The organism is Rhizobium sp. FG113, assembly GCF_057809895.1.
In genome coordinates, this window is record NZ_JBMDKV010000003.1 from 228,630 (window position 1) to 253,371 (window position 24,742).

Annotated in this window: 24 protein-coding genes, 1 tRNA gene and 1 pseudogene; 16 read left to right on the forward strand and 10 right to left on the reverse strand. The window is 61.6% G+C overall.

Translation table 11 applies throughout. From position 1 onward, the window contains the following. Positions 1 to 5 precede the first annotated feature (5 nt). Both hfq and hflX read left to right on the forward strand, forming a co-directional pair. A complete protein-coding gene (gene hfq / locus ACODTZ_RS11360; RefSeq protein ID WP_018325164.1) occupies positions 6 to 248 on the forward strand; it encodes an RNA chaperone Hfq in 243 nt (80 codons plus the stop codon). Positions 249 to 324: 76 nt separating this feature from the next. After that, complete coding sequence (gene hflX / locus ACODTZ_RS11365) at positions 325 to 1,653, forward strand: GTPase HflX (RefSeq protein ID WP_489025793.1); 1,329 nt, start codon at positions 325 to 327, stop codon at positions 1,651 to 1,653. A 296-nt stretch (positions 1,654 to 1,949) separates the two neighbouring features. Here the strand turns inward: hflX and ACODTZ_RS11370 are convergent, their stop codons facing one another. Beyond that, entirely contained in the window at positions 1,950 to 4,394 is a 2,445-nt protein-coding gene (locus ACODTZ_RS11370) for a membrane-bound PQQ-dependent dehydrogenase, glucose/quinate/shikimate family (RefSeq protein WP_489025795.1), read from the reverse strand. 230 nt (positions 4,395 to 4,624) lie between these two features. On the opposite strand from ACODTZ_RS11370, the gene ACODTZ_RS11375 reads away from it, so the two are divergent. Next, entirely contained in the window at positions 4,625 to 5,650 is a 1,026-nt protein-coding gene (locus ACODTZ_RS11375) for a substrate-binding domain-containing protein (RefSeq protein ID WP_489025797.1), read from the forward strand. Positions 5,651 to 5,864: 214 nt separating this feature from the next. Here the strand turns inward: ACODTZ_RS11375 and ACODTZ_RS11380 are convergent, their stop codons facing one another. Genes ACODTZ_RS11380 through ACODTZ_RS11390 form a run of 3 tightly spaced genes read right to left on the reverse strand, consistent with a single transcriptional unit; the run spans position 5,865 to position 8,543 of the window. Continuing rightward, complete coding sequence (locus ACODTZ_RS11380; RefSeq protein WP_489025799.1) at positions 5,865 to 7,094, reverse strand: FAD-dependent oxidoreductase; 1,230 nt, start codon at positions 7,092 to 7,094, stop codon at positions 5,865 to 5,867. Between the two features lie 8 nt (positions 7,095 to 7,102). After that, positions 7,103 to 7,936 (reverse strand): nucleoside triphosphate pyrophosphohydrolase, encoded by an 834-nt coding sequence (gene mazG / locus ACODTZ_RS11385; protein ID WP_489025801.1) that lies wholly within the window; start codon positions 7,934 to 7,936, stop codon positions 7,103 to 7,105. Positions 7,937 to 7,955: 19 nt separating this feature from the next. Continuing rightward, positions 7,956 to 8,543, reverse strand: coding sequence for a nucleoside deaminase (locus ACODTZ_RS11390; RefSeq protein ID WP_489025802.1), 588 nt, complete (start codon positions 8,541 to 8,543; stop codon positions 7,956 to 7,958). 59 nt (positions 8,544 to 8,602) lie between these two features. Here ACODTZ_RS11390 and ACODTZ_RS11395 point away from each other — a divergent pair, with 59 nt between their 5' ends. Genes ACODTZ_RS11395 through ACODTZ_RS11420 form a run of 6 tightly spaced genes read left to right on the forward strand, consistent with a single transcriptional unit; the run spans position 8,603 to position 13,993 of the window. Beyond that, positions 8,603 to 8,803, forward strand: coding sequence for a hypothetical protein (locus ACODTZ_RS11395; protein ID WP_489025804.1), 201 nt, complete (start codon positions 8,603 to 8,605; stop codon positions 8,801 to 8,803). A 2-nt stretch (positions 8,804 to 8,805) separates the two neighbouring features. Beyond that, positions 8,806 to 10,233, forward strand: coding sequence for a siroheme synthase CysG (gene cysG / locus ACODTZ_RS11400; protein ID WP_489025806.1), 1,428 nt, complete (start codon positions 8,806 to 8,808; stop codon positions 10,231 to 10,233). 2 nt (positions 10,234 to 10,235) lie between these two features. Next, positions 10,236 to 10,550 carry a DUF2849 domain-containing protein gene (locus ACODTZ_RS11405; protein WP_489025808.1) on the forward strand — a complete coding sequence of 105 codons (315 nt, stop codon included), beginning with the start codon at positions 10,236 to 10,238 and terminating at the stop codon, positions 10,548 to 10,550. An 8-nt stretch (positions 10,551 to 10,558) separates the two neighbouring features. Then, complete coding sequence (locus tag ACODTZ_RS11410; protein WP_489025810.1) at positions 10,559 to 12,232, forward strand: nitrite/sulfite reductase; 1,674 nt, start codon at positions 10,559 to 10,561, stop codon at positions 12,230 to 12,232. Beyond that, positions 12,232 to 12,744: a DUF934 domain-containing protein gene (locus tag ACODTZ_RS11415; protein WP_047510290.1), complete on the forward strand. Its 513-nt coding sequence runs from the start codon at positions 12,232 to 12,234 to the stop codon at positions 12,742 to 12,744. Before ACODTZ_RS11410 ends, ACODTZ_RS11415 begins: the two co-directional genes overlap by 1 nt. A 37-nt stretch (positions 12,745 to 12,781) precedes the next feature. After that, positions 12,782 to 13,993 (forward strand): UbiH/UbiF family hydroxylase, encoded by a 1,212-nt coding sequence (locus ACODTZ_RS11420; protein WP_489025812.1) that lies wholly within the window; start codon positions 12,782 to 12,784, stop codon positions 13,991 to 13,993. On the opposite strand, the gene ACODTZ_RS11425 is transcribed toward ACODTZ_RS11420, so the two are convergent. Both ACODTZ_RS11425 and ACODTZ_RS11430 read right to left on the reverse strand, forming a co-directional pair. Beyond that, positions 13,973 to 14,923: an AEC family transporter gene (locus tag ACODTZ_RS11425; RefSeq protein WP_489025814.1), complete on the reverse strand. Its 951-nt coding sequence runs from the start codon at positions 14,921 to 14,923 to the stop codon at positions 13,973 to 13,975. The two genes, ACODTZ_RS11420 and ACODTZ_RS11425, sit on opposite strands and share 21 nt — an antisense overlap. A 74-nt stretch (positions 14,924 to 14,997) precedes the next feature. Next, on the reverse strand, positions 14,998 to 15,747 hold the full coding sequence (locus tag ACODTZ_RS11430) for a cytochrome c biogenesis CcdA family protein (protein WP_018899958.1): 750 nt from the start codon (positions 15,745 to 15,747) through the stop codon (positions 14,998 to 15,000). Between the two features lie 153 nt (positions 15,748 to 15,900). Between ACODTZ_RS11430 and ACODTZ_RS11435 the strand changes: the two genes are divergently transcribed. Beyond that, positions 15,901 to 17,706: a diguanylate cyclase gene (locus ACODTZ_RS11435; protein ID WP_489025816.1), complete on the forward strand. Its 1,806-nt coding sequence runs from the start codon at positions 15,901 to 15,903 to the stop codon at positions 17,704 to 17,706. 16 nt (positions 17,707 to 17,722) lie between these two features. Here ACODTZ_RS11435 and ACODTZ_RS11440 read toward each other — a convergent pair whose 3' ends face one another. The 3 genes and pseudogenes from ACODTZ_RS11440 to ACODTZ_RS11450 all read right to left on the reverse strand — a co-directional run. Beyond that, complete coding sequence (locus ACODTZ_RS11440) at positions 17,723 to 18,052, reverse strand: DUF6665 family protein (protein WP_489025818.1); 330 nt, start codon at positions 18,050 to 18,052, stop codon at positions 17,723 to 17,725. A 181-nt stretch (positions 18,053 to 18,233) separates the two neighbouring features. After that, the gene (locus ACODTZ_RS11445) at positions 18,234 to 18,395 is read right to left on the reverse strand and encodes an entericidin domain-containing protein (RefSeq protein ID WP_018899955.1); all 162 of its coding nucleotides are present in this window, start codon (positions 18,393 to 18,395) and stop codon (positions 18,234 to 18,236) included. Positions 18,396 to 18,482: 87 nt separating this feature from the next. Then, a pseudogene (locus ACODTZ_RS11450) lies at positions 18,483 to 18,740 on the reverse strand (DUF2934 domain-containing protein); the annotation flags it as partial. Positions 18,741 to 18,948: 208 nt separating this feature from the next. Here ACODTZ_RS11450 and ACODTZ_RS11455 point away from each other — a divergent pair. The 6 genes from ACODTZ_RS11455 to ACODTZ_RS11480 all read left to right on the forward strand — a co-directional run bounded on the left by ACODTZ_RS11455 (position 18,949) and on the right by ACODTZ_RS11480 (position 23,662). Next, a tRNA-Lys gene (locus tag ACODTZ_RS11455) sits at positions 18,949 to 19,024 on the forward strand. A gap of 237 nt (positions 19,025 to 19,261) precedes the next feature. Beyond that, on the forward strand, positions 19,262 to 19,468 hold the full coding sequence (locus ACODTZ_RS11460; RefSeq protein ID WP_113200237.1) for a hypothetical protein: 207 nt from the start codon (positions 19,262 to 19,264) through the stop codon (positions 19,466 to 19,468). A gap of 226 nt (positions 19,469 to 19,694) precedes the next feature. Beyond that, positions 19,695 to 21,008: an efflux RND transporter periplasmic adaptor subunit gene (locus ACODTZ_RS11465; protein WP_489025820.1), complete on the forward strand. Its 1,314-nt coding sequence runs from the start codon at positions 19,695 to 19,697 to the stop codon at positions 21,006 to 21,008. A gap of 9 nt (positions 21,009 to 21,017) precedes the next feature. Continuing rightward, positions 21,018 to 21,737 carry an ABC transporter ATP-binding protein gene (locus ACODTZ_RS11470; protein ID WP_018899950.1) on the forward strand — a complete coding sequence of 240 codons (720 nt, stop codon included), beginning with the start codon at positions 21,018 to 21,020 and terminating at the stop codon, positions 21,735 to 21,737. Then, positions 21,727 to 22,935 carry an ABC transporter permease gene (locus ACODTZ_RS11475; RefSeq protein WP_018899949.1) on the forward strand — a complete coding sequence of 403 codons (1,209 nt, stop codon included), beginning with the start codon at positions 21,727 to 21,729 and terminating at the stop codon, positions 22,933 to 22,935. The genes ACODTZ_RS11470 and ACODTZ_RS11475 overlap by 11 nt, the downstream gene beginning before the upstream one ends. 109 nt (positions 22,936 to 23,044) lie before the next feature. Next, entirely contained in the window at positions 23,045 to 23,662 is a 618-nt protein-coding gene (locus tag ACODTZ_RS11480; protein ID WP_489025823.1) for a GntR family transcriptional regulator, read from the forward strand. 48 nt (positions 23,663 to 23,710) lie between these two features. On the opposite strand, the gene ACODTZ_RS11485 is transcribed toward ACODTZ_RS11480, so the two are convergent. Further along, entirely contained in the window at positions 23,711 to 24,523 is an 813-nt protein-coding gene (locus ACODTZ_RS11485; RefSeq protein WP_489025825.1) for a ferredoxin--NADP reductase, read from the reverse strand. Positions 24,524 to 24,742 lie beyond the last annotated feature (219 nt).

The following is a 24,742-nucleotide window of genomic DNA, read 5'->3' on the forward strand; positions in this document are numbered from 1 at the left end:
GCGCGATGGCGGAACGTTCTCAAAACCTGCAGGACTTATTTCTCAATACTGTTCGCAAGCAAAAGATTTCCCTGACTATATTTCTGATTAACGGTGTGAAGCTGACCGGCGTTGTTACGTCGTTCGACAACTTCTGCGTTCTGCTGCGCCGTGACGGCCATTCGCAACTCGTGTATAAACACGCGATCTCGACCATCATGCCCGGCCAGCCGATGCAGATGTTCGAAAGCGAAGAATCCGCTTCCTGACAGGACAGACGTCATCTCGACACGTGATACCAAGAATGATTCGATCATCCCGGAAGCTGCGAAGCACCGGGATGACATGCGCGCGACCGTCGTCGTGCCCGTACTCAAGCAGGCACGCGGCAGCCGCGGCAGTGCCGACACCATCACCACGACCCGCACGCCGGAAAGCCGCCTCGAAGAGGCGACTGGCTTGGCGCAGGCGATCGATCTCGATGTGGTCAAGGGCACCATCGTCACCGTCAGCGAGCCGCGTCCGGCGACGCTGATGGGCACCGGCAAGATCCAGGAGATCAAGGACAGCCTTGACGAGACCGATTCCGGCCTCGTCATCGTCGATCATCCGTTGACCCCGGTTCAGCAGCGCAATCTCGAGAAGGAATGGAACGCCAAGGTCATCGACCGCACGGGCCTCATTCTCGAAATCTTCGGCCGCCGCGCCTCCACCAAGGAAGGCACGCTGCAGGTCGATCTCGCCCATCTCAACTATCAGAAGGGCCGGCTGGTTCGCAGCTGGACCCACCTAGAGCGTCAGCGCGGTGGTGGTGGCTTCATGGGTGGTCCGGGTGAAACCCAGATCGAAGCCGACCGCCGCATGCTGCAGGACCGCATCATCAAGCTCGAGCGCGAGCTGGAGCAGGTGGTCCGCACCCGCCAGCTGCATCGCGCCAAGCGCCGCAAGGTGCCGCATCCGATCGTGGCGCTGGTCGGCTACACCAACGCCGGCAAGTCGACGCTGTTCAACCGCATCACCGGCGCCGGCGTTCTGGCCGAAGACATGTTGTTTGCAACGCTCGATCCGACGCTGCGCCGCATGAAGCTGCCGCATGGCCGCACTGTCATCCTGTCGGATACCGTCGGCTTCATCTCCGATCTCCCCACCCACCTCGTCGCCGCCTTCCGCGCGACGCTGGAAGAGGTGCTGGAAGCGGACCTCGTCCTGCACGTCCGCGACATGGCCGATGAGGATAACCAGGCGCAAAGCGCCGACGTGCTCCGCATCCTGAAGGATCTCGGCATCGACGAGGCCGAAGGCGAAAAGCGCATCATCGAGGTCTGGAACAAGATCGACCGGCTTGAGCCGGAAAACCACGAAGCGATCGTTCAGAAGGCCGACGGCGCGCGCAATGTCGTGGCGGTTTCCGCCGTGACCGGCGAGGGTGTCGATACGCTGATGGAAGAGATCAGCCGCAGGCTGTCCGGCGTGCTGACGGAAACCACCGTCGTGCTCCCGGTCGACAAGCTGGCCTTGCTGCCATGGCTTTACGATCACGCGATCGTCGACAGCCGCGAAGACAACGAAGACGGATCGGTCACGCTCGATCTCAGGCTGTCTGAAACGGAAGCGACCGAACTCGAGCGCCGGCTTGGCAATACGACCAGGCAGAAGGAAGACTGGGAGCGCTGATCAGGCGCCTCATTGTCCATTCGGCGCCGCCGGCCTCGTCCGTCGCGGCGATGGCCGCGGTTGTCATGGTGTGGCTCTTCAGGCGGGTGACGAAGCGTGCTGATGCCCAGTTGATCCTGGGCCGCATGCCGCTGACGTTGATCTCCAGAACATCGAGAGACGTCCGAAACCGAATAGAATCAATGTTATGCAAACCGGTCCAGAGATTTAAACCGGACGGTGGTGGGCGATGCCGAGAGTACATTACAGACTTCTCGGCATCACCCTGGGATACGCTCAATTTTCCAGGTTAGGCACTATTGAGCAGGTGCATCGGGCAATGCGTAAGCGATGACATAATCGCCCCGGTCACGATTGGTTCCGGTACGGGTAGCCCCGCCGTCCACGACGATGATGTACTGCTTGCCGTTCTTGTCCATGTAGGACATCGGCACGCCTTGGCCGCCGACCGGCAGGCGCGAGCGCCACAGTTCGTCGCCCGTGTCGTTGTCGAATGCCCGGACATAATAGTCCAGTGATCCATGGAAGAACGTCAGGCCGCCCTTCGTGACCAGTGGTCCGCCCAGGACCGGCATGCCGATCGGGATGTTGACGCCGGGGCGAATGCCGTTCTTGAAGATGCCGTAGATCGTGGCGTCTTCCATGCTGCCAAGGGGCACCTGCCAACGGACCTTATTGGTCGTCAGATCGACGGCCGTCATCGAGCCATAGGGCGGCTTGAAGCATGGGGTGCCGAGCGGTGACAGGAACATGCCGCGCTCCACACCCCAAGGGGTGCCGTTCTGTTCGGAATACTCGCCTTCCGTCGACGGGACGAGACCTGCCTTGCTGGCCTCTTCACGCTTGAGGAACTTGCCCCACATCGCCATGCGGATGTCGTTGACGATCAGCGTTCCAGTCGTTGGGTCGATAGCACCGCCGCCCCAGTTGAAGCCGCCGTAATATCCCGGCCAAATCAACGTGCGTTGCTTGTCGGAGAGCGGTGTCCATTCACCTTCCCAGCGCATCTGCTTGAACTGAACTCGGCAATAGAGCTGATCGAAGATCGTGGCGCCCCACATGTCCGATTCCTTTAGCGGATCGACGCCAATGGACAGTGCCGAGTAAGGCTGGGTCTCGGACACCTGCATGCCCGGCATGACGTCGGTTGCGACCTTTCTGTATTCCACCGGGAAAACGGGCTTGCCGTCGCGCCGGTCGAGAATGAATACCTGACCGCGCTTCGTCAGCTGAATCACGACCGGAACGGTCGTGCCGTCCTTGCGCGGCAGATCGTAGAGAATCGGCTGCGAGGTGACGTCATAGTCGAACTGATCGATGTTGGCGGTACGGAAATGCCACCGTTCCTTGCCCGTCTTCAAGTCTACCGCGACAATGGCGTCGTTGTATTCGTTGGAGTAGGGATGGCGGTTGCCAGTCCAGAAGTCCGGGGTCTGGTTGCCCGTCGGGAAGTATGCCAGGCCAAGTTTGGGATCGTATGCGGCGGTGCCCCAGAAATTGGGGGTTTCCGGCGCGTAGTATTGCCCCGCGGGCAGCGGCGTGCTGTCCGTCGCACCGCGGGCCGGATCCCAGGCCCAGAGGATGTTGCCACTGACGACATCGAAGCCGCGGACGACACCCGAAGGCTCGCCGATAGTCAGGTTGTCGTTCAGGCGTCCGCCGACGACAACAACACCATCAGCAACCAAAGGCGCCGACGTGACGTTGTAGCTGCCAACCTGGCCACCCTTGGGATCGGGCGTCAGGCCGACGGTCAGATCGACATAGCCGTTGACGCCGAAACCTTCGCAAAGTTTGCCGGTCTCTGCATCCACGGCCAGAATGCGCGCATCGATAGTCGTCTCGATGATGCGCTTGCGGCATGTTGCGACCGCCGGGTCACCGGTGTTGGCGACCGGCTGGCCGCCGCTCTGGTCAGCCTTTAGCTGGTCGAGATCGGCATATCCGACGCCACGGCAACGCTTCCAGCCCTTGACGCTTTCGCTGATCTTCGGCTGCGGGTCGAAGCGCCATTTTTCCTTGCCCGTCGTCGCATCGATAGCGATCACCTTGCTCAAAGGCGTGCACAGATAAACGGTGTCGTCGATCTTCAGCGGCGTTACCTGATACTCGCCACCATCCACGGCCATTTCGCCGGTCCGGTATGTCCAGGCGACCTTGAGATCCTTCACGTTGGTCTTGTTGACCTGGTCGAACTGAACGAACTTCTGCCCCAGCGTATCGCGCCCCCAGGCAGTCCAGTCTGCGCCCTCGGACTTACCGGCATCGGGGCTGACGATTTCCGCCTTCTCCCCGCTGGGCGAGACGGTGGCGTGTGGCCGGAACATACCGACGAAAGTTCCCACGACGGCGATCGCCAGTACGGCCGCCACTCCGAAGGCCGGCCGCGGACCGATGCCGGGCTGACCGTTCTTCTTGTGCAGCAATGGAGAGAACACGCTAACGAGAAGCGTGATTATCGCGAAGGCAAAAAGGCGCGGTACCAACTGCCAGAAGTCAATGCCGACCTCCCACAGGGCCCATATGACGCTGGCGACGAGAAGGGCCAGGCTGAGAGGGAAAGCGAAGACTCGCTGGCGGATCAATCCATACCCGACGCCCGCGACCGCCAGTCCTGCCAGCAGATAAAACCAGGAGCCGCCTAGTATGACAAGGTAAAGGCCGCCCGCGGCCAGTCCCACCCCCAGCAGGGCGAGGACGACGCCGAGCACGATGCGCGCCCAGTTGAGAAAAATATTCATAGAGTAGACCTTGGAATTGAGGTTAAATTGCCTCACCGTGATGCATTTACATCTGATCAAAATGTCCGCTTAAATAATGCAAAAAACGACCTATCGAGCATGTGAGACAATTTGACCACTTGTATGCCTCTTTTTGAGTTTGTGAAGAAGAAAAAATACCTCATTATGAGGCATTAATGGGGAGGTGGGAGGATTCTGGGAATGGAAAACTGTTGGCTTGGAGGAGCTAAATGAAAAGGCCGAGCATCAAACAATTGATGGAACTGACCGAGCTTAGCCGTGCGACATTGGATCGCGCGCTCAATCAGCGGCCGGGAGTGCACCCTCGAACGCAGAAGATTGTCGAGCAGGCCCTTGACCGACTGGTGGCTCCTCCACTTGGATCGGACCAGCATCCCGCGCTGCGCTTTCGCTTGTTCGTGCAAACGGGCGAAGCCTTTGTCGAATGGCTGTCCCAGCGGATCGACCATCTTGCGTCGGAGATGGCACATGCCCGCGTTCAGCTCGACCTCGTGAACTGTTTCCGGGATAGCGATGAGCAACTCGCCGCGCGAATCCTGCAGTCCGAAAATTCCGTGGACGGGATTGCCATTGTGGGACGAAATACGGCCGTAACGACCGCTGCATCGCGGCATTGCATGGACAATGGCAAGGCGGTCATCTCGCTTGTTTCGGATTTGGAGCCAGAAGCGCGTCATGCGTTCGTCGGCATAAATAACCGTGCGGCTGGCCAATCGGCGGGGTTTCTCATTGGCCGACACCTGCAACCACTCCAGTCGCCCAATGTGGCGGTGATAGTGGCGACGGCCGCCTATATCGGTCACGAAGATCGGGAAATCGGGTTTCGCTCGCTCTGTCGCAACAGCTTTCCGAACATCAACATCCTGGAAGTCATCAATGGCCAGGATACGGATGAAGCGAATTACGAGGGCGTGCGGAACTTCATACGCAAGCACGGGCGTCTGGACGGAATTTATAATGTCGGCGGCGGTAACGACGGCATGGCGCAGGCCTTGGTTGAACAGGGCCTTGCTGGTCGTACCGTTTGCATTGCGCATGAGCTGGATAGCGTAACGGAACGACGGCTGCGCTCCGGCGCCATCGACTATGTCTTGTCACAAGATCTGGACAACCTTCTTAGGACGGCCGCCTCCGCGCTCAAGTCCGTTTGCGATGGAAATCTCATCGCCGATCAGACTCTGCTTCCTATCGACACCTATTCGCGCTACTCCCTGCGAAGGGAACATACCGGCTGAGGCTCATAAATACCGGATCAAGAGCCCCGATTGGCGAATCATCAATCTGGCCGGAATGATCGAATGATCCGTCAGGCAGCCGTGGAAACGAGCGCGATGTCCTGCTGTTGCAGAAATGTAGCGTGCAGGAGTGGCACCCTATGTCGTTCAGGGCAACTTTTCCGAGGCGGTGGCTCGCGAGAAAGTGCCGCTCCGCAGCGCGGCGCAAACTAATCTAGATCAGCGCGCCCGCATCCTGCACCGCGACTTTCTTCTCTGACACGAGCCGATTAAGCTCGATCCGTCCAACCGGATCGAGCAGCTCCCCCGTAACCAGCGTGGTGATTAGGCTACGCACCAGCGGTAGCTTGGTAGCGGGGCCGATCATAATATCGCGACTGAACGGCAATGCCGCACTGTCTGATTGATAAAACGGCGTCAGGATCTGGCTCAGCAGCTGATAGAAGCGGATATGGATTTGCCGCTGCTTCAAATGGCGGTCAATGGCATCGCCGACCGTAACCTCGCGACACAGCGCTGAGGCGAGCGACGCAGCGTCGAGAAGCGCCATGTTGGCTCCCTGGCCAAGCTGCGGGCTCGTTGCATGCCACGCATCGCCGATCTTCAGAACGTGCTTGCCCGCGATAGGCGTGCGGGTCAGATGCCGGTAACGCGCGTGCACCGGCTCAGCCACGGCGGCAAGCGTTTCCGCTTCCGGCCAGAAGGATCGCACCGCGTCGATCCAGGCCTCGCGCCCGGCGGCCCGCCACGCTTCGAAATCCTTGTTGCGGATGCTCCAGAAGAACGTCGCCATCGGAGCCGCGCCAGCGCGTGCGGTACCGACAGGCAGCACCCCGGCCATCTGGCTTGCTCTCTTGTAGCGTTGCTCCAGCTCGTCTTTGCGGAAGACGCCATGCTCCGGCCACGGAACCGTCGCCCAGAGCGCCCCATAGCCAAGTTCGGTGGCGGCCTTCGCCGCGACCGGCGAGTTGGCACCCATCGCGTCGATGGCGAGATCGGCGGTCGCCGTGCGTATGCCGCCGTCGAGGACCAGACGCGGCGCGCTGCCAGACTCGATGTCAGTCACCCGCGACGATGTCTCGAACCGCACACCGGCATCGATCGCCGCTTCGAGCAAAAGATCGAACAAGGCGACCCGCTGGATAGCGATGCCGTAGGCGCCCGGGCGATAGCCGACATCGAGTACGGTTCTGCCGTTGCCGGACAGGCGCCCATGCATGCGGCTGATGCGGGCGCCGCGCGCCTCGACTTGGGCAAGCAGGCCCATGCGCGACAGCACCGCCGCACCCGTCGGCTGCAGCACGAAGCCGGAGCCAACGGGCTGCGGCGCGCTCATTTGGTCGTAGATGGTGACGCGGGCGCCGCGACTCGCCAAAAGGGCTGCGAGCGAAAGACCGCCGATGCCGGCGCCTGCAATCGCGATGTCGACCGCTTCAAGCTTCATGGCGCTAGTCAGCTCAGCTGTCGCTCGATAGCCTTGGCGGCCTGCCAGAGCTCTTCCATCCGCTCCAGCGTCGCGTCTTCCAGCGTTTCACCTTCCGCTTCAAGAGACGTTTCTATATGACTGAAACGACGTCTGAACTTCGTGTTCGTTCCACGCAGGGACTGCTCCGGATCGGCCTTCACATGCCGGCCGATATTGACCACGGCGAAGATCAGGTCGCCGAGCTCGTCGCTCACCTTGGCGTGGTCGCCGGAGGCCAGCGCTTCCCTAAGTTCCCCGATCTCTTCCTCGATCTTGTCGAGAATGGGCTCCGGCGCCGACCAGTCGAAACCGACCTTGGCCGCGCGTTCTTGCAGCTTCAGCGCTTCCGTCAGCGCCGGAAAGCTGCGCTGCACCGAGCCGAGGAAGCCGGCCTTGAAATCCTCCGAGATACCCCGTGCGGCCCGGCGCTCGGCGCGCTCGCGCTTCTCTGCCTGCTTGATGTCGTCCCACTGCTTCTTCACCGCGTCGGGCGTATCCGCGTCGGAGCGGGCAAAGACATGCGGGTGGCGGCGGATCATCTTCCGCGTGATCGCCTCGACCACGTCATCGAATGAGAACTCGCCGGCCTCTTCGGCCATGCGGGCATGGAACACGACCTGCAGAAGCAGGTCGCCGAGCTCGTCGCAGAGATCGTCCATGTCGTTGCGCTCAATCGCGTCGGAGACCTCATAGGCCTCCTCGATCGTGTAGGGCTTGATCGTCTCGAAGGTCTGGACGATGTCCCAGGGGCAACCGGTCTCGGGATTGCGAAGGGCTGCCATGATCTCGATCAGGCGGGAAATGTCTTTGGAGGCTTCCATCGTGTTCTGGTCGCTCGCGTCAGTTCAACGGAATGTCGTTGTCGCCCTTGGACGACTGGTAGCTTTCGGAGAGCGCGTCGTATCGCCCCTTGATCCGCGCCGTCTGCGCCTTCAATTCGGCCTTTCTGGCGTCGTTCTCTGTCTCGACGAGATCGGCGATGGCGAAGCTGTTCCAGAAGGCGTTGCTGCGCCGGTAGCCGCCGGGCTCGAGCCCGAACACTTCCTTGAGAATCTTCAGGTCGTGGGGGATCGCGAAGGCGTCGCGGGAATCCTCGTGGCTGAAGAAATAGTAGAAATTGTCGAAGCCGGCCCAGGTGATCGCCGACATGCACATGGTGCAGGGTTCGTGCGTCGAGAGGAAGATCAGGTCCTTGGTGGCAGGCTTCTCGCCGAGCTCGTAGAAGCGCTTCAGCGTGTGCACCTCGCCATGCCATAGCGGATTCTCCAGCTCGTTGTTGGTCTCGGCAACCACGAGCGAGAGGTCCGATTTGCGCAGGATCGCGGCGCCGAAGACCTTGTTGCCGAGGCCGACGCCGCGTTCGGTCATCGGCAGGATATCGTGCTCCATGACATCGAGCAGGCGGGCGGCAATGGTGGTGTCGGACATGGTGTTCTCCTTGTTGCCGGCACTGTATCGCCGGTGCTGCGCGAGGCAAACGAGGATTCTTGGCCGCGCCCGAATTTGTCACAGGCTTTGTGCCGCATTGCAGCGCGATTCACTGTGCTGCGCGTGCCGCATCGGTGAGTTTTGCTCAAATCATTGACATGCCGGGTAAAACAATACGCGGTCGTAGCGGGTTTGGAATTTATGTTTCTTCATTTGGCTGGTCCGGTGGTGCATATTCCGGCAACTTCGAAATGGATTGATGATGCCTTCCAAGAGTGAACAACTGTCGGTTTTTCCTGCCTTCGTTCGTGTCGAAGGCAAGATCGCGGCTGTCTTCGGCAATGGCGATGAAGCCTTCGCCAAGGTGCGCCTGCTGTCGAACACCAGGGCCCGGATCGTCGCCTACACGGATCGCCCAGAGGCCGATTACCACGCCCACCTGATCGCCAACCGCATCGAGACCGTGCGCTCGGCCTTCGCGCTTGAGCAGGTTGACGGTGCAACGCTGGTCTTCGCGGCCACCGGCGATGCAGCCGCCGATCGCGCCATCGTCGACGCCGCGCGCGCCGCCAAGATCCCGGCCAATGCCGTCGATCAGCCCGACTACTGCGATTTTTACACCCCGGCGCTCGTCAATCGCGCGCCAGTCGCTGTTGCGATCGGCACGGAAGGGGCAGGGCCCGTTCTCGCGCAGATGATCCGCGCGCAGGTCGATCAGCTCCTGGCACCGTCGCTCGGTCGCCTTGCCGAGCTGGCGGTCAGCTATCGCGGTCGCGTCGAGCATGCACTTGAGAAGGGCGCCACGCGCCGTCTCTTCTGGCGCCGCTTCTTCTCCGGTGCTGTTTCCGATGCTGTTTCCAACGAGAACATGCCGCAGGCACAACGCCTCGCCGACGAGCTGTTGCTTTCTGCCGACAAGGCCGAGGGCCGCATCTGGCTGGTCGGTGCCGGCCCGGGTGCCGCCGATCTCCTGACGCTGCGCGCCCAGCGTGTGATGATGGAAGCCGATGTCATCGTCTATGACGCATTGGTGCCGCAGGAAATCGTCGACATGGGCCGCCGCGATGCGGAGCGTCTCTCGGTCGGCAAACGCAAGGGCTGTCATTCCAAGTCGCAGGAAGAGATCAACGACCTGCTCGTCTATCTCGGCCGCGAGGGCAAGCGCGTCGTTCGCCTGAAGTCGGGCGATCCGCTGGTCTATGGCCGCGCCGGTGAGGAAATGGCCGCATTGCGCGCCGCCGGTATCGCTTATGAAGTCGTGCCCGGCATCACCTCTGCTTTCGCAGCCGCCGCCGATTTCGAGCTGCCGCTGACGCTGCGCGGCGTTGCCTCGTCGCTGGTCTTCACGACGGGCCACGATCTGACCGGCGATGTGCTTCCCGATTGGGCGAGCCTTGCCGTATCCGGCGCCACGATCGCTGTCTATATGGGGCGCACGGTCGCAGCATCGGTTGCCGAGCGGCTGATGCGCGCCGGCATTGCGCCGGAGACGACGGTCGCCGTCATCGAGAACGCCAGCCGCGCCGATCGCCGGCTGCTACATGGTACGCTGCGCGATCTGCAGAACCGTGATGAACTCACCGGACCTGTCATGGTTATCATCGGCGACGCCGTTGCGGGCGCCAATTTCGAACTATCCGAACCGCTGGTGCGTGCACGCGCCCGGTCCGATGAACTGCTAAGGAGCTGACTATGGGAGGCAAGGTTCTGACCGCCAACAGGCTGACCGACGGCATCGCCGTCTGGCTCGATGCCAACGGCACCTGGGTGACGTCGCTGCAGGACGCGCTGGTTGCGCGCCATGCCGAGGCTGTTGCCGCGCTGGAGGCGATCGGCAAAAAGTCCTACGCCGATAATCTAGTTGTCGATGTCGCCGTGGTTGACGTGCAGGAGACCGATGGTGTTCTCTGGCCGCTGCGCCTTCGCGAGCGCATTCGTGCACAGGGTCCGACCATGGAATACGCGCCGGGCTACAAGCCCGCCGATCCCGCATTCATTGCAGTCTGAGGAATACGATGTACCGTTACGACGAATTTGACCATGCCTTTGTCGCCGAGCGCGTCGCGCAGTTCCGCGATCAGGTTGAGCGCCGTCTGTCCGGCGAGCTCGCCGAGGATGCGTTCAAGCCGCTGCGCCTGATGAACGGCGTTTATCTTCAGCTGCACGCCTACATGCTGCGCATCGCCATTCCCTACGGCACGCTGAATTCAAAGCAGATGCGCATGCTGGCCCACGTCGCGCGCACCTACGACCGTGGCTACGGCCACTTCACGACCCGCCAGAACCTGCAGTTCAATTGGCCGAAACTATCAGACATGCCCGACGTGCTGGCCGAACTCGCCACCGTCGAGATGCATGCGATCCAGACCTCGGGCAACTGCATCAGAAACGTCACCGCCGACCATTTCGCCGGTGCCGCCGCCGATGAAGTCGCCGATCCGCGTCCATACGCCGAAATCCTGCGCCAGTGGTCTTCCGTCCATCCGGAGTTCTCCTTCCTGCCGCGCAAGTTCAAGATCGCCGTCACGGGTGCCGAGCGCGACCGCGCCGCGATCCAGGTCCACGACATCGGCCTGCACCTGAAGAAGAACGAGAAGGGCGAGATCGGCTTTGCCGTCTATGTCGGTGGCGGCCAGGGCCGTACGCCGATGATCGCCAAGCTGATCAAGGACTTCCTGCCGGAAGAGGACCTGCTCTCCTACACCACCGCCGTCATGCGCGTGTATAACCTGCACGGCCGCCGCGACAACAAGTACAAGGCCCGCATCAAGATCCTCGTCCACGAGACGGGTGCCGAAGAGCTGGCCCGCCAGGTCGAGGTCGAGTTCGCGGCGCTGAAGGACACCGAGCTGAAGCTCCCTGAAGCCGACGTCGCCGCCATCACCGCCTATTTCGCGCCGCCGGCTCTGCCGCAGCGTGCCGAGGGCTGGGAAAACCTCGCCCGCTGGAAGAAGGCCGATCCGGCATTCTCCCGCTGGGTCCACCAGAACGTCCAGCCACACAAGAACCCCGATTACGGCATGGTGACGATCTCCCTGAAGCCGATCGGCGGCATCCCCGGCGACGCCTCCGACAGCCAGATGGATGCGGTTGCCGATATCGCCGAGGAATACGCCTTCGACGAGATCCGCGTCAGCCACGAACAGAACCTGATCCTGCCGCATGTCGCGCTGGCCGATCTCGAAGCCGTCTATCGCGGCCTCGTCGCCATCGGTCTCGCAGAAGCCAATGCCGGCCTGATCACCGACATCATTGCCTGTCCCGGCTTGGACTACTGCGCGCTCGCCAATGCGCGCTCTATCCCCGTCGCGCAGGAAATCTCCAGGCGTTTCGGCAATCCCGAGCGTCAGGCCGAAATCGGCGAGCTGAAGATCAAGATCTCCGGCTGCATCAACGCCTGCGGCCACCACCATGTCGGCCATATCGGTCTGCTGGGTGTCGAGAAGAAGGGTGCGGAACTCTACCAGATCACGCTCGGCGGCTCCGGTGACGAGCACACATCGATCGGCGAAATCATCGGCCGTGGCTTCGAGCCGGAGAAGGTGACGGATGCGATCGAGAAGATCGTCGACACCTATCTCGGCCTGCGCAACGATCCGTCCGAAATCTTCCTCGATGCCTATCGCCGCGTCGGGCCGCAGCCGTTCAAGGATGCGCTCTACGGTGATTCCAAGGCGGAGGCTGCGTGATGACCAGAATCTGGAGAGAAACCGGCTTCGTCGAAAACGACCCGTGGGTTATCGAAACCGAAGAGGTGAAGGCCGGCGAGGGGCAGAAGCCTCTGCTGAGCCTCGAGGAACTGGTGGCCAAGGCCGACGAGAGCAATGAAGTCGGCTTCGGCGTGCTGATCAAGCCCGCGGACGATGTGCGCAAGCTTGAGCCCTATCTCTATCGCCTCGAACTGGTGGCGGTTGCGTTTCCGGCCTTCAACGACGGCCGCTCTTTTAGCCATGCCTCGCTCCTGCGCGAGCGTCTCGGCTACACCAACGAGCTGCGCGCCGTCGGCGATGTCCTGATCGACCAGGTGCCGTTGATGCTGCGTTGCGGCATCGACAGCTTCGCGGTGACCAACGAGACTGCGATAAAGCGTCTCACCGAAAAGCGCCTGCCGGAGATTCCGCATTATTATCAGCCGACTGCGCGTGACGCGGAGCCGGGCAAGAGCTATAGTTGGCGCCGTCAGGCGAAGCCGGCGGCGTAAGGCCGGCTCGCCGTTTCAGAATTTGCGGAACGGTGCAATGAAGACTTTCGAAATCGCGGTGATCGGCGGCGGACTTGCCGGCATGATCGCCGCAATCGCCCTTGGACGCGGCGGACGCCACGTTGCACTCGTTGCGCCGCCGGCCCCAAGGGAAGATCGCCGGACGACGGCGCTGATGGATCAGTCGATCCGCTTCATCGACCGGCTGACGCTCTGGGAGCGCCTGCGTCCTTCTTCCGCGCCGCTCTCGACCATGCGCATCATCGACGGCACGAACCGCCTGCTGCGCGCCCCGACCGCGACCTTCCGCGCCGCCGAAGTCGGGCTCGAAGCGTTCGGCTACAATTTTCCCAACAAGGCATTGATGGAAGTGCTGGAAGCGGCGGCAGCCGCCGAGGGCAATATCACGCGCTTTACCGCCTTCGCCGATGTGATCGATGTCACCGAAGACGCCGTCTCCATCTCGCTCGACAATGGCGAAACGCTCACCGCCGATTTCGCGATCGGGGCGGATGGCCGCAAGTCGAAGCTGCGCGAGACTGTCAATATCGACGTCAAGACATGGTCCTATCCGCAATCGGCCATGGTGCTGAATTTCCAGCATTCCCTGCCGCACGAAAACATCTCCACCGAGTTCCACACTGAAAACGGCCCCTTTACGCAAGTGCCGCTCCCCGGCAATCGCTCCAGCCTCGTCTGGGTACAGAGCCCGTCGGATGCCGGGACGCGCAGTGAGCTTTCGCTGGCCGAGCTTGGCAACGTCGTCGAAGAGCGCATGCAATCGCTGCTTGGCAAGGTGACGATCGAGGAGGGCGTGCAGATCTGGCCGCTGTCGGGCATGATGGCGCATCGCTCGGGCAAGGGCCGGGTAGCGCTGATCGGCGAGGCCGCCCACGTTTTCCCGCCCATTGGCGCACAGGGGCTGAACCTCAGCCTGCGCGATGTCATGGCGCTGACCGATATCCTCTGCGACCGGCCGGAACTGCCGATCGCCAAGGACGCCGGCAGCCAGTTCGACCGCAAGCGCCGCGTCGATATCATGACCCGCACAGCGAGCGTCGACGTGCTGAACCGCTCGCTTCTATCCGATTACCTGCCCATGCAGGTGCTGCGCGCAGCCGGCCTGCACATCCTGGCCGCGGTGCCGCCATTCCGCAGCATGGTGATGCGCGAGGGTGTCGAACCCGGGCGCGGTCTGCGCGCGATCCCGGATGCGATCAAGGAGCATCTACGTCGGAAGAAAGCCTGACTTCATCGCGATCAGGAACAGCGATACGGTCACCACCGATAGCGTCGTTGTGATCAGGATCGTGGCCGACGCGCGCTCCTGCCAGACGCCGTAGAGCTGGCCGATGACGAAGACGTTCGTCGCCGTCGGCAGCGTGGCGAGCAGTACGGCGGCGTAAATCCACACCGGATCGAAGCCGCCGACGGTCGTCAACGCGAGGTAGACGACGATCGGGTGGATGATCAGCTTGGCCGGAACGATGTAGCTGATTTCAACCGGAATACGCCGCATCGGCCTTAGCGCCAGCGTGACGCCCATGGCAAACAGCGCACACGGGGCAGCGGCCTGCGCGAGATAATCGATAAAGCGCTGGAAGGCTGCCGGCTGCGGTATCTGAAAGCCGGCCGCGACGAAACCAAGTGCGGTCGACAAAATGAACGGATGCAGCGCCACCTTGCGCGCGATATCGAACGCCAGCCGCCCGCGCGACCGCTTGTCGTCACCCGACGCTGCCATCATCGCCGGCGCGACGATGAAGTGAAACGCATTCTCGATGCAGACGATCAACGCCACCGGCACGGCAGCGCCTTCACCGAGCGCAACCAGCGCAAGACCGGGACCCATGTAGCCGATATTGCCGTAGGAACCGGCAAAAGCCTGGATCGTGCTGTCGGCAAACGAGTTGCGGCGCAGGAAGCGGCCGATCAGGAACATCGCGATGAAGATCGAATAGGTGGCGGCGAGATCCGTGACGATGAAGTCTATCCGCGTCAGATCCTCGAACGGGGTGCGCGACACCAGCTTGAAATAAAGCGCGGGCAGGGCGGCATAGACGATAAAGGTGTTCAGCCACCCCATCGCCTCGGCCGGCTGCTTGGTGACCTTGGCGGCGATGAAGCCAATGAGGATCAGGCCGAAGAACGGCAGGAGAAGACTGACGATGTCGGCCAAGGGTCATTCCAGTGCTGGGGCCGATCTGGCGCGATAGGCGGCCAATACGGCTTGTCTGCGGGAGGAGCCTAGGCTTAGCCGATTTTCATCAGGATTGGAAAGGTCTGCTGGAACCAGATTGCGGCATCGCTGACGAAACCGAAGATGAAGGCGAGGCCGGTCAGGATCAGGAACACGCCCATGACCTTCTCCACCGTGCCGAGGTGGCGGCGGAAGCGCGTAAGGAAGCCCATGAAGGCGCCGGAAAAGCCGGCGGCGATCCAGAAGGGGATGGCGAGCCCGAGCGAATAGACGGCAAGCAGGCCGGCACCCGAGCCGACCGTCTCGCGCGAGGCAGCGACGCCGAGGATGGCGCCGAGCACCGGACCGATGCACGGCGTCCAGCCGAAGGCGAAGGCCAGCCCCATCACATAGGCGCCCGTCAGCGTCGCCGGCTTGCCGCTTCCCTGGAAGCGTGCTTCCCGCGCCAGAACGCCGATGCGGAAGACGCCAAGGAAGTTCAGGCCCATGACGATGATGATCAGCCCGCCGATCTTGGAGAGTAGATCGAGATGCTGGCGCAGCGCCATGCCGATGCTCGACGCGCCGGCCCCAAGCGCCACGAAGACGGTGGCAAAGCCGAGCGTGAAGAACAACGCCGAAAACAGCACGCCGCGGCGCACATCCGGTGCAACCGTCACCGCCCCGCCACCCCGGAACTGCTCGACGGAAATGCCGGCCATGTAACAGAGATAGGGTGGCACCAGCGGCAGTACGCAGGGCGAGAGAAATGACAGGGCGCCGGCAAGCAAGGCACTCAACAAGGAAATATCGGCAATCGACACGCGGTTCTCCGGCGCAGGGCATTCGAGCGCAGTCCTAGCGCAGCCGGTGGCCCGCCGCCAATCACCTTTTTGCGTCTCGCGTCTCGGGAGCTTGGCTGGGCCGATACAACCTGTGTTAATTGTCTGGCAATTCGGATGCCCTAATATACCCACATGCGGATCAGCGTCATCACCAACTGGGCCTACGGAGTGACGGTTGTTCTGACCGTGCTCTCCGGCTCTGCCTTCATCCTGTCTGCCACAAGTGCCACCCGCGAACGGATCGCGGTCGAGGAGCATTTGGCGCTGGACGATCTCGCCGACGGTCTGGCGCTGGGCGCCGAAGAGCGCACCGATGAGGCGCGCCTCTACGTCATGCGTGATGACATCAGGCACCTCGATGCCTTCCAGGGCAAGGAAGGCGAGGAGCGTCAGCGCGAACGTGCGATCAAAGGCGTCCGCGATTTGGGCGCCACGCCCATCGAATTGCAGGCGCTCGAGGACGTCGAGAAAAACGCCGACGTTCTCGACAAGATCGAGGAGGAGGCGATCGCCGCGTATCGCAACGGCGATCAGGCGGGCGCCCGCCAGACCTTGTTTGGCCCGGAACATGACCGCCTCCAGACGGCGCTGCTCGCCGCTGTCACGCGCTTTCGCGATCTCGCGAACGCCCGCACCCAGTCGGTAATGCACGACACGCAGGCGCGCAGCGACTGGTGGGGTTTCATCGCCAAGATGCTGCTTGCCGTCACCGCCGCCCTGTTCTTGAGCGTCCTCTATTTCATCCTCAAGCGCCGCGTCGCCATGCCTTTGATGCGGATGACCGGCATCGTCACGCGCCTTGCCAAGCAGGATTACGCCGTTGACGTGCCGCGCGATCGTCGTCGCGACGAGATCGGCGAGATGAACGAGGCGATCCACATTTTCCGCGAAAACGGTCTGGAGCGCGATCGCTTGGATGCCGAGCGCCGGCGCGACCAGCAGACGAAGGACCTGATCCTGCAGATGATGCACCGCCTGCAGGCCTGCCAGGCGCAGGAGGAGCTGGCCGAAGTCGTGACGCTCTTCGCTCCGCAGATCTTTCCCGATCTCGCCGGCAACCTCTACATCATGAACGAAAGCCGCTCGACATTGTCGCGCATCTCCTCATGGCATGAGCCGCAGCGCTCCGATCAGGTATTCCCGGCAACGGCCTGCTGGGGCCTCAGGCGCGGCCGTCCGCATGTGAGCTCGCACGAGCACGGCGACATCAGCTGCCAGCATCTCGACCAATCCGATACGATGGGACTGTGTGTTCCGCTGACGGCGCAGGGCGATGTCGTCGGGTTGCTCTATTTCGAGGAGCGGCCGCAGGGCCATATGGAGGCCGAGGCATCGCGGCTCTATCTTGAGCTGATCGCCGAGAACATCGGCCTCGCCGCCGCCAACCTGCAGCTGCGCGACAAGCTGACAAACCTCTCCATTCGCGACGCGCTGACCGGGCTCTATAATAGGCGCTCGCTCGACGAGGACATGAACCAGCATGCCCGCGACCGCGAGCTGGAGCAGCTCAGCTGCATGATGGTCGATATCGATCATTTCAAGCGCTTCAACGACGAGTTCGGCCACGACGCCGGCGACGAGGTCATGCGCTACGTCGCGCAGACCATTCTCGACACCATCGGCGACGCCGGCCGTGCCTATCGCTTCGGCGGCGAGGAGTTCACCGTGCTGCTGCCCGATACCAGCGATGCGGAAGGATTCGACATCGCCGAGCGCCTGCGCTCCAACATTCGCGGCCTTGCGCTCTCGCATCGCGGCCGCATTCTCGGGCCGATCTCGGTATCGATCGGCGTTGGCTCACTGACAGAGGGCGCTGCCGTCTCGACATTGCTGACGCGCGCTGACGCGGCGTTGCTGGAAGCCAAGGCCCAAGGACGCAACAGGACCGTCATGGCCTCTGTTCTGGTGCCGGATAGCAAGATGCGCGGCTCGGCCTGAAAGGCGAGGTAATCGGTTATTTCCGCGTCGATCCAAGCCGCACCAGAACCTCATCCGGAATGCCGTAGCGTTGGATAACGTCGCGGCTGTTGCGCAGCCCGCAGGTTTCTCGCTGAACGAAGAGATCCCATACGGCATCCGCCGCCTTCCTGAGGCGCGCGTCGCGATCGTCCTGCCCATGGCGCGCCGGATCCCAGCCTTTCAGCTCGGCCAATGCCGCCTCGGCTTTCAACCCGCTGCGCCCCAGCGAACTGGCGCGCTCCGCTCTCAATTCGTATTCGAGAACATTGAACCCGCTCTCGACCGAGAAAGGCTGCCTCAGCGATTGCGGCGGACGAACGGTCATGACCATACCCTCAGACTCGCGCACAGATAGGCTGCTGGCGAGCGTCGCTCGGTGGACGAATACCGCGATAGAGTAAGGGTGATCGGCTCGCCGGTAAAGACGCTCGCCGAAGCATGCAAGATGCCTTAGCGAGATCTCGTTATCGAAAAGCAACGGAAATCCCGAGACGCAACGAGCCACCTTACTTGGCGGCAGCGTTGCCAACCCTGTTACCCGCATTCTGCGTCGCGTCAACGGTGTTGGCCGCATCCTTGCCCATGCCGCGGATCGTATTGCCGCAGGAGCTGAGGGCCAGCATGACGCAAAGAGCAGCCGCGATCTTCGTGGTGATGGAGGAAGTCATGTCGCAATCCTTTTCGTGGAACCTGTGACACAACGCATGGACCGTCAGCTGGTTGCATTCCATTGCCGTTCACGCATAGCTGTCACGCTATGGCTGCTCACGCATCCCCGGCGTCGCTTCCCGCTCATCGGCATCTTCCAGATCCGTCTTCACGATGAAGGCATCGGTATGCTGTCTTGCCGCTTCCCTGAGCGCCTCGAGGTTCGGTACATCATCACCCTCGATCTGGTCGCCACTATGATTGATCTCATGCTCGGCCTGCGACCAGTGTTCCTCGTGCCGTCCCTCAGGTTTACCCTCACGCTCCCAGATGGCATGGGCGCGGTTGCGAATGTCTTTCTCACGGTCTGACATGATGTTCTCCGATGTTTTCCATCGCTAGAACTGGCGGCAGCATCAAATGTTCCGCATGCGGTCGAGTGGTTTCCCATCCCCCGCAAGAAATGTGCCTAATGCACAGGAAAGGTGGATTTTTCAGTTGACCGCAATGGGGCGTCTGCATATGTTCCGCGCACTTCCAGACGGGGCCTTTCAGAGACGCCTCGAGACACGGGAGAGCGTAGCTCAGCTGGTAGAGCAACTGACTTTTAATCAGTAGGTCATGGGTTCGAGCCCCATCGCTCTCACCATTAAATCAAATAGTTAGAAGATTTATGGTGTTTTGGTCGCGGATCGGAAAATCCGCAACTCCCAAATTTGGGATCAACGCGAGTTGGTGGAGCGCCTTCGGCTCAACGATAGTTGAAAATGCACGAGCAGCCATAAAGTTCCCGAAAAATATTTAATAAAATCAATCGGTTCAACCGCGTTCTCTACTTAACAAATCGATCCATGGCCCTAAATCTCCCTTATACAAGGAGATGACCATGACCGACGTTATTGAACACACCAATAGCCGCAAGGTGCTGCGTGGCCGTGCCTATAGCCTCACGGAGTTCTCGCGTAAATACCGGCTCGGCCAGGATGAAGCCGTTCGCCTGTTCGAGAAATTCGGCCCATCCGCCACCGAGCTCGACCTCTTGATGGCTGCCAAGCGTCGTCCGCCCGTCTCGCTGGAATCACTTGGCGCCTGATCGGCGCCATCCGCGCCGGGGCAGAATGACGCGGGTCATCAGCGCTCGCGAGCGGTGATATGCGGCGTTCGCTCCGCTACAAACTCGACTTTCATTACCAAGATTTCATTTCCATTTGACGTTGCTGCGTGCCAATGCGGTCAACTTGCTAATCCTGCGTTCAGCTTCAGATCGTTATTCCCGAAGCTGACAGTCGTATTGGCTGTATCTGACCGAGGCTGCCCGCATGAACGATATGACAACGCCCAATAAACCCCAGAGCACGAAGCCCCAGAGCACGGCAAACGCCGATCTCGCCGCTGTCCTTGCCGCCTCTCAGCAGAAGCAGAAGGGCCGGTGGTGGAAGCGTTCGTTGGTGTCGCTGGTCGTGATAGCGGCGCTTGGGGGCGGATTCTATCTGTATTCGCGCCAGGGCGGCAGCGAGGTGAGCTACACCACCCAGCCGGTCAAGAACGGCGACCTGACCGTGCTTGTGACCGCCACCGGATCGGTGCAGCCGACCGAGCAGGTTGATATATCGAGCGAACTCTCCGGTACCGTGCGCGATGTTAATGTCGACTATAACAGTGAGGTGAAGGCCGGCGATGTGCTCGCTGTGCTCGACACGATCAAGGTCGAGGCTGACGTCAAGAGCACGCAGGCGAAGCTCGATTCGGCGAAGGCGAATGTGGTCAAGGCAACGGCGGATCTGGAGTCCGCCAAGAGCTCCTACGATCGCTACCGCAATCTCGTGCAAAGCAATGTGACGACGCAGCAGAGCCTCGAGGACGCGCGCTACAAGTACGATTCGGCCGTTGCCACGAAGGAGATCAACGAAGCGGCGGTGCTCTCGGCGGAAGCCGATCTGCAGCTCGCCCAGGTCAATCTCACCAAATCCAAGATCGTCTCGCCGATCGATGGCGTCATCCTCACGCGCTCGGTCGATCCGGGCGCGACGGTCGCGGCTTCGCTGTCGGCGCCTGTCCTCTTCGTCATCGGCGGCGACCTCAGGCAGATGGAGTTGCAGGTCGATGTCGACGAGGCAGATGTTGGCCAGATCGCGGTTGGCCAGAAGGCCACCTTCACGGTCGACGCTTATCCGGATCGCACGTTCCCCGCCGAGATCAAGCAGATCCGCTTTGCCTCGGAAACGACCAACAACGTCGTAACCTACAAGGCCATCCTCTCCGTCGACAATGCCGACCTACTGCTGCGCCCGGGCATGACGGCGACCGCCGACGTCACTGTGGAAGCGGTCAAGAGCACGCTGATGGTGCCGAATGCCGCCCTGCGCTACGCGCCGCCGGCCACGGAAACCAGGCGCAATCGGGGCTTGTTCGGCATGTTCGCTCCGCCGCGCATGGGTCCTCGCGGCGGCAATCAGGGTGGCGGCGAGACCTTGACCGGCGCCAAGCGTCGAGTCTGGGTGCTGAAATCCGGCAAGCCGTCGCCCGTTGTCATCCAGGTTGGCTCCTCCGATGGGCAGTTCACCCAGGTGACGTCAGGCGATCTCAAGGAAAACGAAGCGATCATCACCGATTCGACCGAGCGGTCGAGATAGCGGCGCGCCATGACCACGCCGCCTCTCATCGAGTTCAGCAAGGTATCGAAGATCTACGGTCGCGGCGAAGCCTCGATCCGTGCGCTCGATCACGTCGATCTCGCCATCCGCGAACACGAATTCGTCGCGATCATGGGGCCATCGGGCTCCGGCAAGTCCACGGCCATGAATATTCTCGGTTGCCTCGATGTGCCGAGCGCCGGCGACTATCTGTTCCAGGGCATTTCGACCACCGGTTTCGATCGCGCGCAATTGACGATGCTGCGCCGTCACATGCTGGGCTTCGTCTTTCAGGGCTTCAACCTCTTGCCGCGCACGTCGGCGGTCGAGAATGTCGAGCTGCCATTGATCTATCGCGGCATGCCGGCCGCGGAGCGGCATCGTCTGGCGAAGGAAGCGCTTGGCCTTGTTGGCCTCGGCGGCCGCGAGCATCACAAGACGCAGGAGCTGTCCGGCGGCCAGCAGCAGCGCGTCGCCATCGCGCGCGCCATCGTCACGCAGCCGTCCCTGCTTCTCGCCGACGAGCCGACGGGTAATCTCGACACCAAGACCAGTATCGAAATCATGGACCTGATGACGCGGCTCAACCGCGAGCAGGGCATCACCATCGTCATGGTCACGCACGAGCCTGACATCGCGGCTTATGCACAGCGGCTGCTGCGCTTCGTCGATGGCAAGCTTGAAGCGGAAACAGCGCATCAGGGAAGGGCGGGTCATCATGTTTCTTGAGACGGTCAAGCTCGCGTTGCGCGCCATAAGCCGCAACATGCTGCGGTCGTTCCTGACGGTTCTCGGTGTCGTCATCGGCGTCGCCGCCGTCATCGCGCTGGTCACGATCGGCAACGGCACCACGGCACAGGTCACGTCCGAGCTGTCGCGTCTCGGCACCAACATGCTGTTTGCCCGCCCCGGCCAGTTCGGCCCCGGCCGCGCAAGCTCCGAGGCACGGCGTTTCACCGTGGCAGATGTCGACGCCATCAGCGAGCAGGTGAGCGGGCTGCGGGCCGTGGCGCCGCTCAACCAGACGACCGCGACTGTCATCTACGGTGGCCAGAGCCACTCGACGACGGTGATGGGCACGACCAACGACTATTTCACCGCACAGGACTGGGACATCGCCTCTGGCCGTACCTTCGACGCCGCCGAAGAGCGCGGCCGCGCACGCTGCATTCTCGGCGAGACCGTCCGTTCGCAGCTCTTCGGGTCAGCCGATCCGATCGGTCAGCAGGTGCGCGTCGGCAAGGTTTCCTGCGGCGTCATCGGTGTTCTGGCCAAGCGCGGACAATCCGGCATGGGCACCGACCAGGACGATGTGGTGATCGTACCTATCAAGGTCTACCAGCGCCGTATCGGCGGCAAGGCCAACGCCAATGTCTCGATGATCCTGATCTCGGCGCGCGATGGCGTTGCCACATCCAAGGTCCAGTCGGACACGGAAAACCTGCTGCGCGAACGGCGCAAAATCATCCCCGGCCGCGAAGACGATTTCAACGTTAACGACATGACCCAGATCGCAGCCGCGATGACCGGAACGACGACGCTGCTCACCAGCCTGCTTGGCGCGGTGGCCGCGATCAGCCTGCTCGTGGGCGGGATCGGCATCATGAACATCATGCTGGTCTCTGTCACCGAGCGCACGCGCGAAATCGGCATTCGCCTGGCGATCGGTGCGCTGGAGCGACAGGTGTTGATGCAGTTTCTTGTCGAGGCGGTGGCGCTGTCGATATTCGGCGGCATGAGCGGCATTCTGCTGGGGCTGGGGCTTGGCTTCGGCGCCGTCTCCCTGCTCAAGGTGCCGTTCGTGGTGAGCCCGACGATGATCATCGTCGCCTTCGCCTTTTCCGCCGCGATCGGCATGATCTTCGGCTATTTCCCGGCAAGGCGGGCCGCCCAGCTCAATCCGATCGATGCGCTGAGGCACGAGTAAGCCGCTGTAAAATAACGGCTCCCGCTGCCGCCTAATATATCATGGCAACCTGCCATTGAATCCGTTAACGCGGGGCTTATGATATATCAGCTCGAATCACGGATCCGCGATGCCGAACTCCTCACAGAGCCATCTTGCCTATCTGGCGCTGGAACATGCCATCGTGACCTTGGCACTGACACCTGGTGCGCTCGTCAATGAAAAGCAGCTGATCGATCTCTCGGGACACGGCCGTACGCCGGTACGCGAGGCGATCCAGAAGCTGGCCTGGCAGGGATTGATCGTGGTGAAGCCGCGCGTCGGCCTGCAGATCGCCGAGATCAAGCCGACCGACCACGCCCATGTCATGCAGGTTCGCCGCGAACTTGAGCCGATCGCCGCCGCACTCGTTGCCGAACAGGCGACCGACGGGCAGCGCAACCAGCTTGTGGAATGCGCGCGCGCCATGAACGATTGCGCCGTCAGCGGCGATCTCGCCGGCTTCTTCGCGGCCGACAAGGCATTTGATGAGATTCTCGAAGAATCCTGTCCCAATGCCTTCATCACCTCGGCGCTCGGCCCGGTGCAGACCCATTCGCGCCGGCTCTGGTATTCGAAGGCAAGCCCGGAGCGCATGGACCGGTCGATCTCGCTGCACGTCGCCGTGATCCGCGCAATCCAGCAGGGCAAGGCGATTGAAGCGCGCAAGGCGATGACGACATTGATCGATTACCTCGGGCAGAAATGAAAACGGCCCCGTTTCCGGAGCCGTTGTTCGAAGGATGTGATGGGGCGATCAGCCGACGAAGGCGCGCTCGATGACGAACTGCGCCGGCTTGCTGTTGGCGCCTTCTTGCAGGCCAGCCTTCTCAAGCAGTTCCTTCGTGTCCTTCAGCATCGCCGAAGAGCCGCAGATCATGCCGCGGTCGATCTCGGGATCGAGCTTGGGAACGCCGAGGTCGGTGAACAGCTTGCCGGACGAGATCAGGTCCGTGATGCGACCGCGATACTCGAAGTCCTCGCGCGTGACCGTTGCGTAGTGCAGCAGCTTGTCACCGACCACTTCCTGCAGGAGCTCGTCGTTCTGGATCTCATGAACCAGATCGAAACCGTATTTCAGTTCGGCTATGTTGCGCGTGGTGTGGGTCAGGATGACCTGATCGAACTTCTCATAGGTCTCCGGATCGCGGATCAGGCTCGCGAAGGGCGCGATGCCGGTGCCGGTCGAGAACATGTAGAGACGACGGCCGGGCGTCAGCGCGTCGAGCACCAGCGTGCCCGTCGGCTTCTTGCGCATCAGCACCTGGTCACCGGGCTTGATCGCCTGCAGATGCGAGGTGAGCGGACCATCGGGAACCTTGATCGAGAAGAATTCGAGTTCTTCGGCCCAGGCGGGGCTGGCGATCGAGTATGCGCGGAAGATCGGCTTGCCGTCGACCATGAGACCGATCATCGCGAATTCGCCAGAGCGGAAGCGGAAACCTTCAGGACGCGTCATCGTGAAGCGGAACAGGTTGTCCGTATAATGCGTGACGCTGAGAACGGTTTCGGCGAATACGCCGGCAGGGATTGGGGCTGCGAATTCTTCGGTCTTTGCAGGGGCGTTCATTGCGGTATCGGATCCCGTAGTTCGTCGATCATCAATTCGATGCGAGCGAGATATTACAAATAGGCGGCGGATTAAAGGTATTCCATTCCCTCTGTGGCGAGTTGCATGAAATATGCATGTTATCGTCAGGTTTGGGAAACCCGATGTGCATCATTCGCTTTTGCTCTGGCGAAGCCTGACAAAGGATGCATATTAGGCCGAAATCGCGCCTCGGGGGTG

What these genes read in the sequence shown, in the direction of transcription:
- hfq (WP_018325164.1), top strand. Translation starts at nt 6, where the DNA reads ATGGCGGAACGTTCTCAAAACCTGCAGGACTTATTTCTCAATACTGTT.
- hflX (WP_489025793.1), top strand. Translation starts at nt 325, where the DNA reads ATGCGCGCGACCGTCGTCGTGCCCGTACTCAAGCAGGCACGCGGCAGC.
- ACODTZ_RS11370 (WP_489025795.1), bottom strand. Translation starts at nt 4,394, where the DNA reads ATGAATATTTTTCTCAACTGGGCGCGCATCGTGCTCGGCGTCGTCCTC.
- ACODTZ_RS11375 (WP_489025797.1), top strand. Translation starts at nt 4,625, where the DNA reads ATGAAAAGGCCGAGCATCAAACAATTGATGGAACTGACCGAGCTTAGC.
- ACODTZ_RS11380 (WP_489025799.1), bottom strand. Translation starts at nt 7,094, where the DNA reads ATGAAGCTTGAAGCGGTCGACATCGCGATTGCAGGCGCCGGCATCGGC.
- mazG (WP_489025801.1), bottom strand. Translation starts at nt 7,936, where the DNA reads ATGGAAGCCTCCAAAGACATTTCCCGCCTGATCGAGATCATGGCAGCC.
- ACODTZ_RS11390 (WP_489025802.1), bottom strand. Translation starts at nt 8,543, where the DNA reads ATGTCCGACACCACCATTGCCGCCCGCCTGCTCGATGTCATGGAGCAC.
- cysG (WP_489025806.1), top strand. Translation starts at nt 8,806, where the DNA reads ATGCCTTCCAAGAGTGAACAACTGTCGGTTTTTCCTGCCTTCGTTCGT.
- ACODTZ_RS11405 (WP_489025808.1), top strand. Translation starts at nt 10,236, where the DNA reads ATGGGAGGCAAGGTTCTGACCGCCAACAGGCTGACCGACGGCATCGCC.
- ACODTZ_RS11410 (WP_489025810.1), top strand. Translation starts at nt 10,559, where the DNA reads ATGTACCGTTACGACGAATTTGACCATGCCTTTGTCGCCGAGCGCGTC.
- ACODTZ_RS11415 (WP_047510290.1), top strand. Translation starts at nt 12,232, where the DNA reads ATGACCAGAATCTGGAGAGAAACCGGCTTCGTCGAAAACGACCCGTGG.
- ACODTZ_RS11420 (WP_489025812.1), top strand. Translation starts at nt 12,782, where the DNA reads ATGAAGACTTTCGAAATCGCGGTGATCGGCGGCGGACTTGCCGGCATG.
- ACODTZ_RS11435 (WP_489025816.1), top strand. Translation starts at nt 15,901, where the DNA reads ATGCGGATCAGCGTCATCACCAACTGGGCCTACGGAGTGACGGTTGTT.
- ACODTZ_RS11440 (WP_489025818.1), bottom strand. Translation starts at nt 18,052, where the DNA reads ATGACCGTTCGTCCGCCGCAATCGCTGAGGCAGCCTTTCTCGGTCGAG.
- ACODTZ_RS11445 (WP_018899955.1), bottom strand. Translation starts at nt 18,395, where the DNA reads ATGACTTCCTCCATCACCACGAAGATCGCGGCTGCTCTTTGCGTCATG.
- ACODTZ_RS11460 (WP_113200237.1), top strand. Translation starts at nt 19,262, where the DNA reads ATGACCGACGTTATTGAACACACCAATAGCCGCAAGGTGCTGCGTGGC.
- ACODTZ_RS11465 (WP_489025820.1), top strand. Translation starts at nt 19,695, where the DNA reads ATGAACGATATGACAACGCCCAATAAACCCCAGAGCACGAAGCCCCAG.
- ACODTZ_RS11470 (WP_018899950.1), top strand. Translation starts at nt 21,018, where the DNA reads ATGACCACGCCGCCTCTCATCGAGTTCAGCAAGGTATCGAAGATCTAC.
- ACODTZ_RS11475 (WP_018899949.1), top strand. Translation starts at nt 21,727, where the DNA reads ATGTTTCTTGAGACGGTCAAGCTCGCGTTGCGCGCCATAAGCCGCAAC.
- ACODTZ_RS11480 (WP_489025823.1), top strand. Translation starts at nt 23,045, where the DNA reads ATGCCGAACTCCTCACAGAGCCATCTTGCCTATCTGGCGCTGGAACAT.
- ACODTZ_RS11485 (WP_489025825.1), bottom strand. Translation starts at nt 24,523, where the DNA reads ATGAACGCCCCTGCAAAGACCGAAGAATTCGCAGCCCCAATCCCTGCC.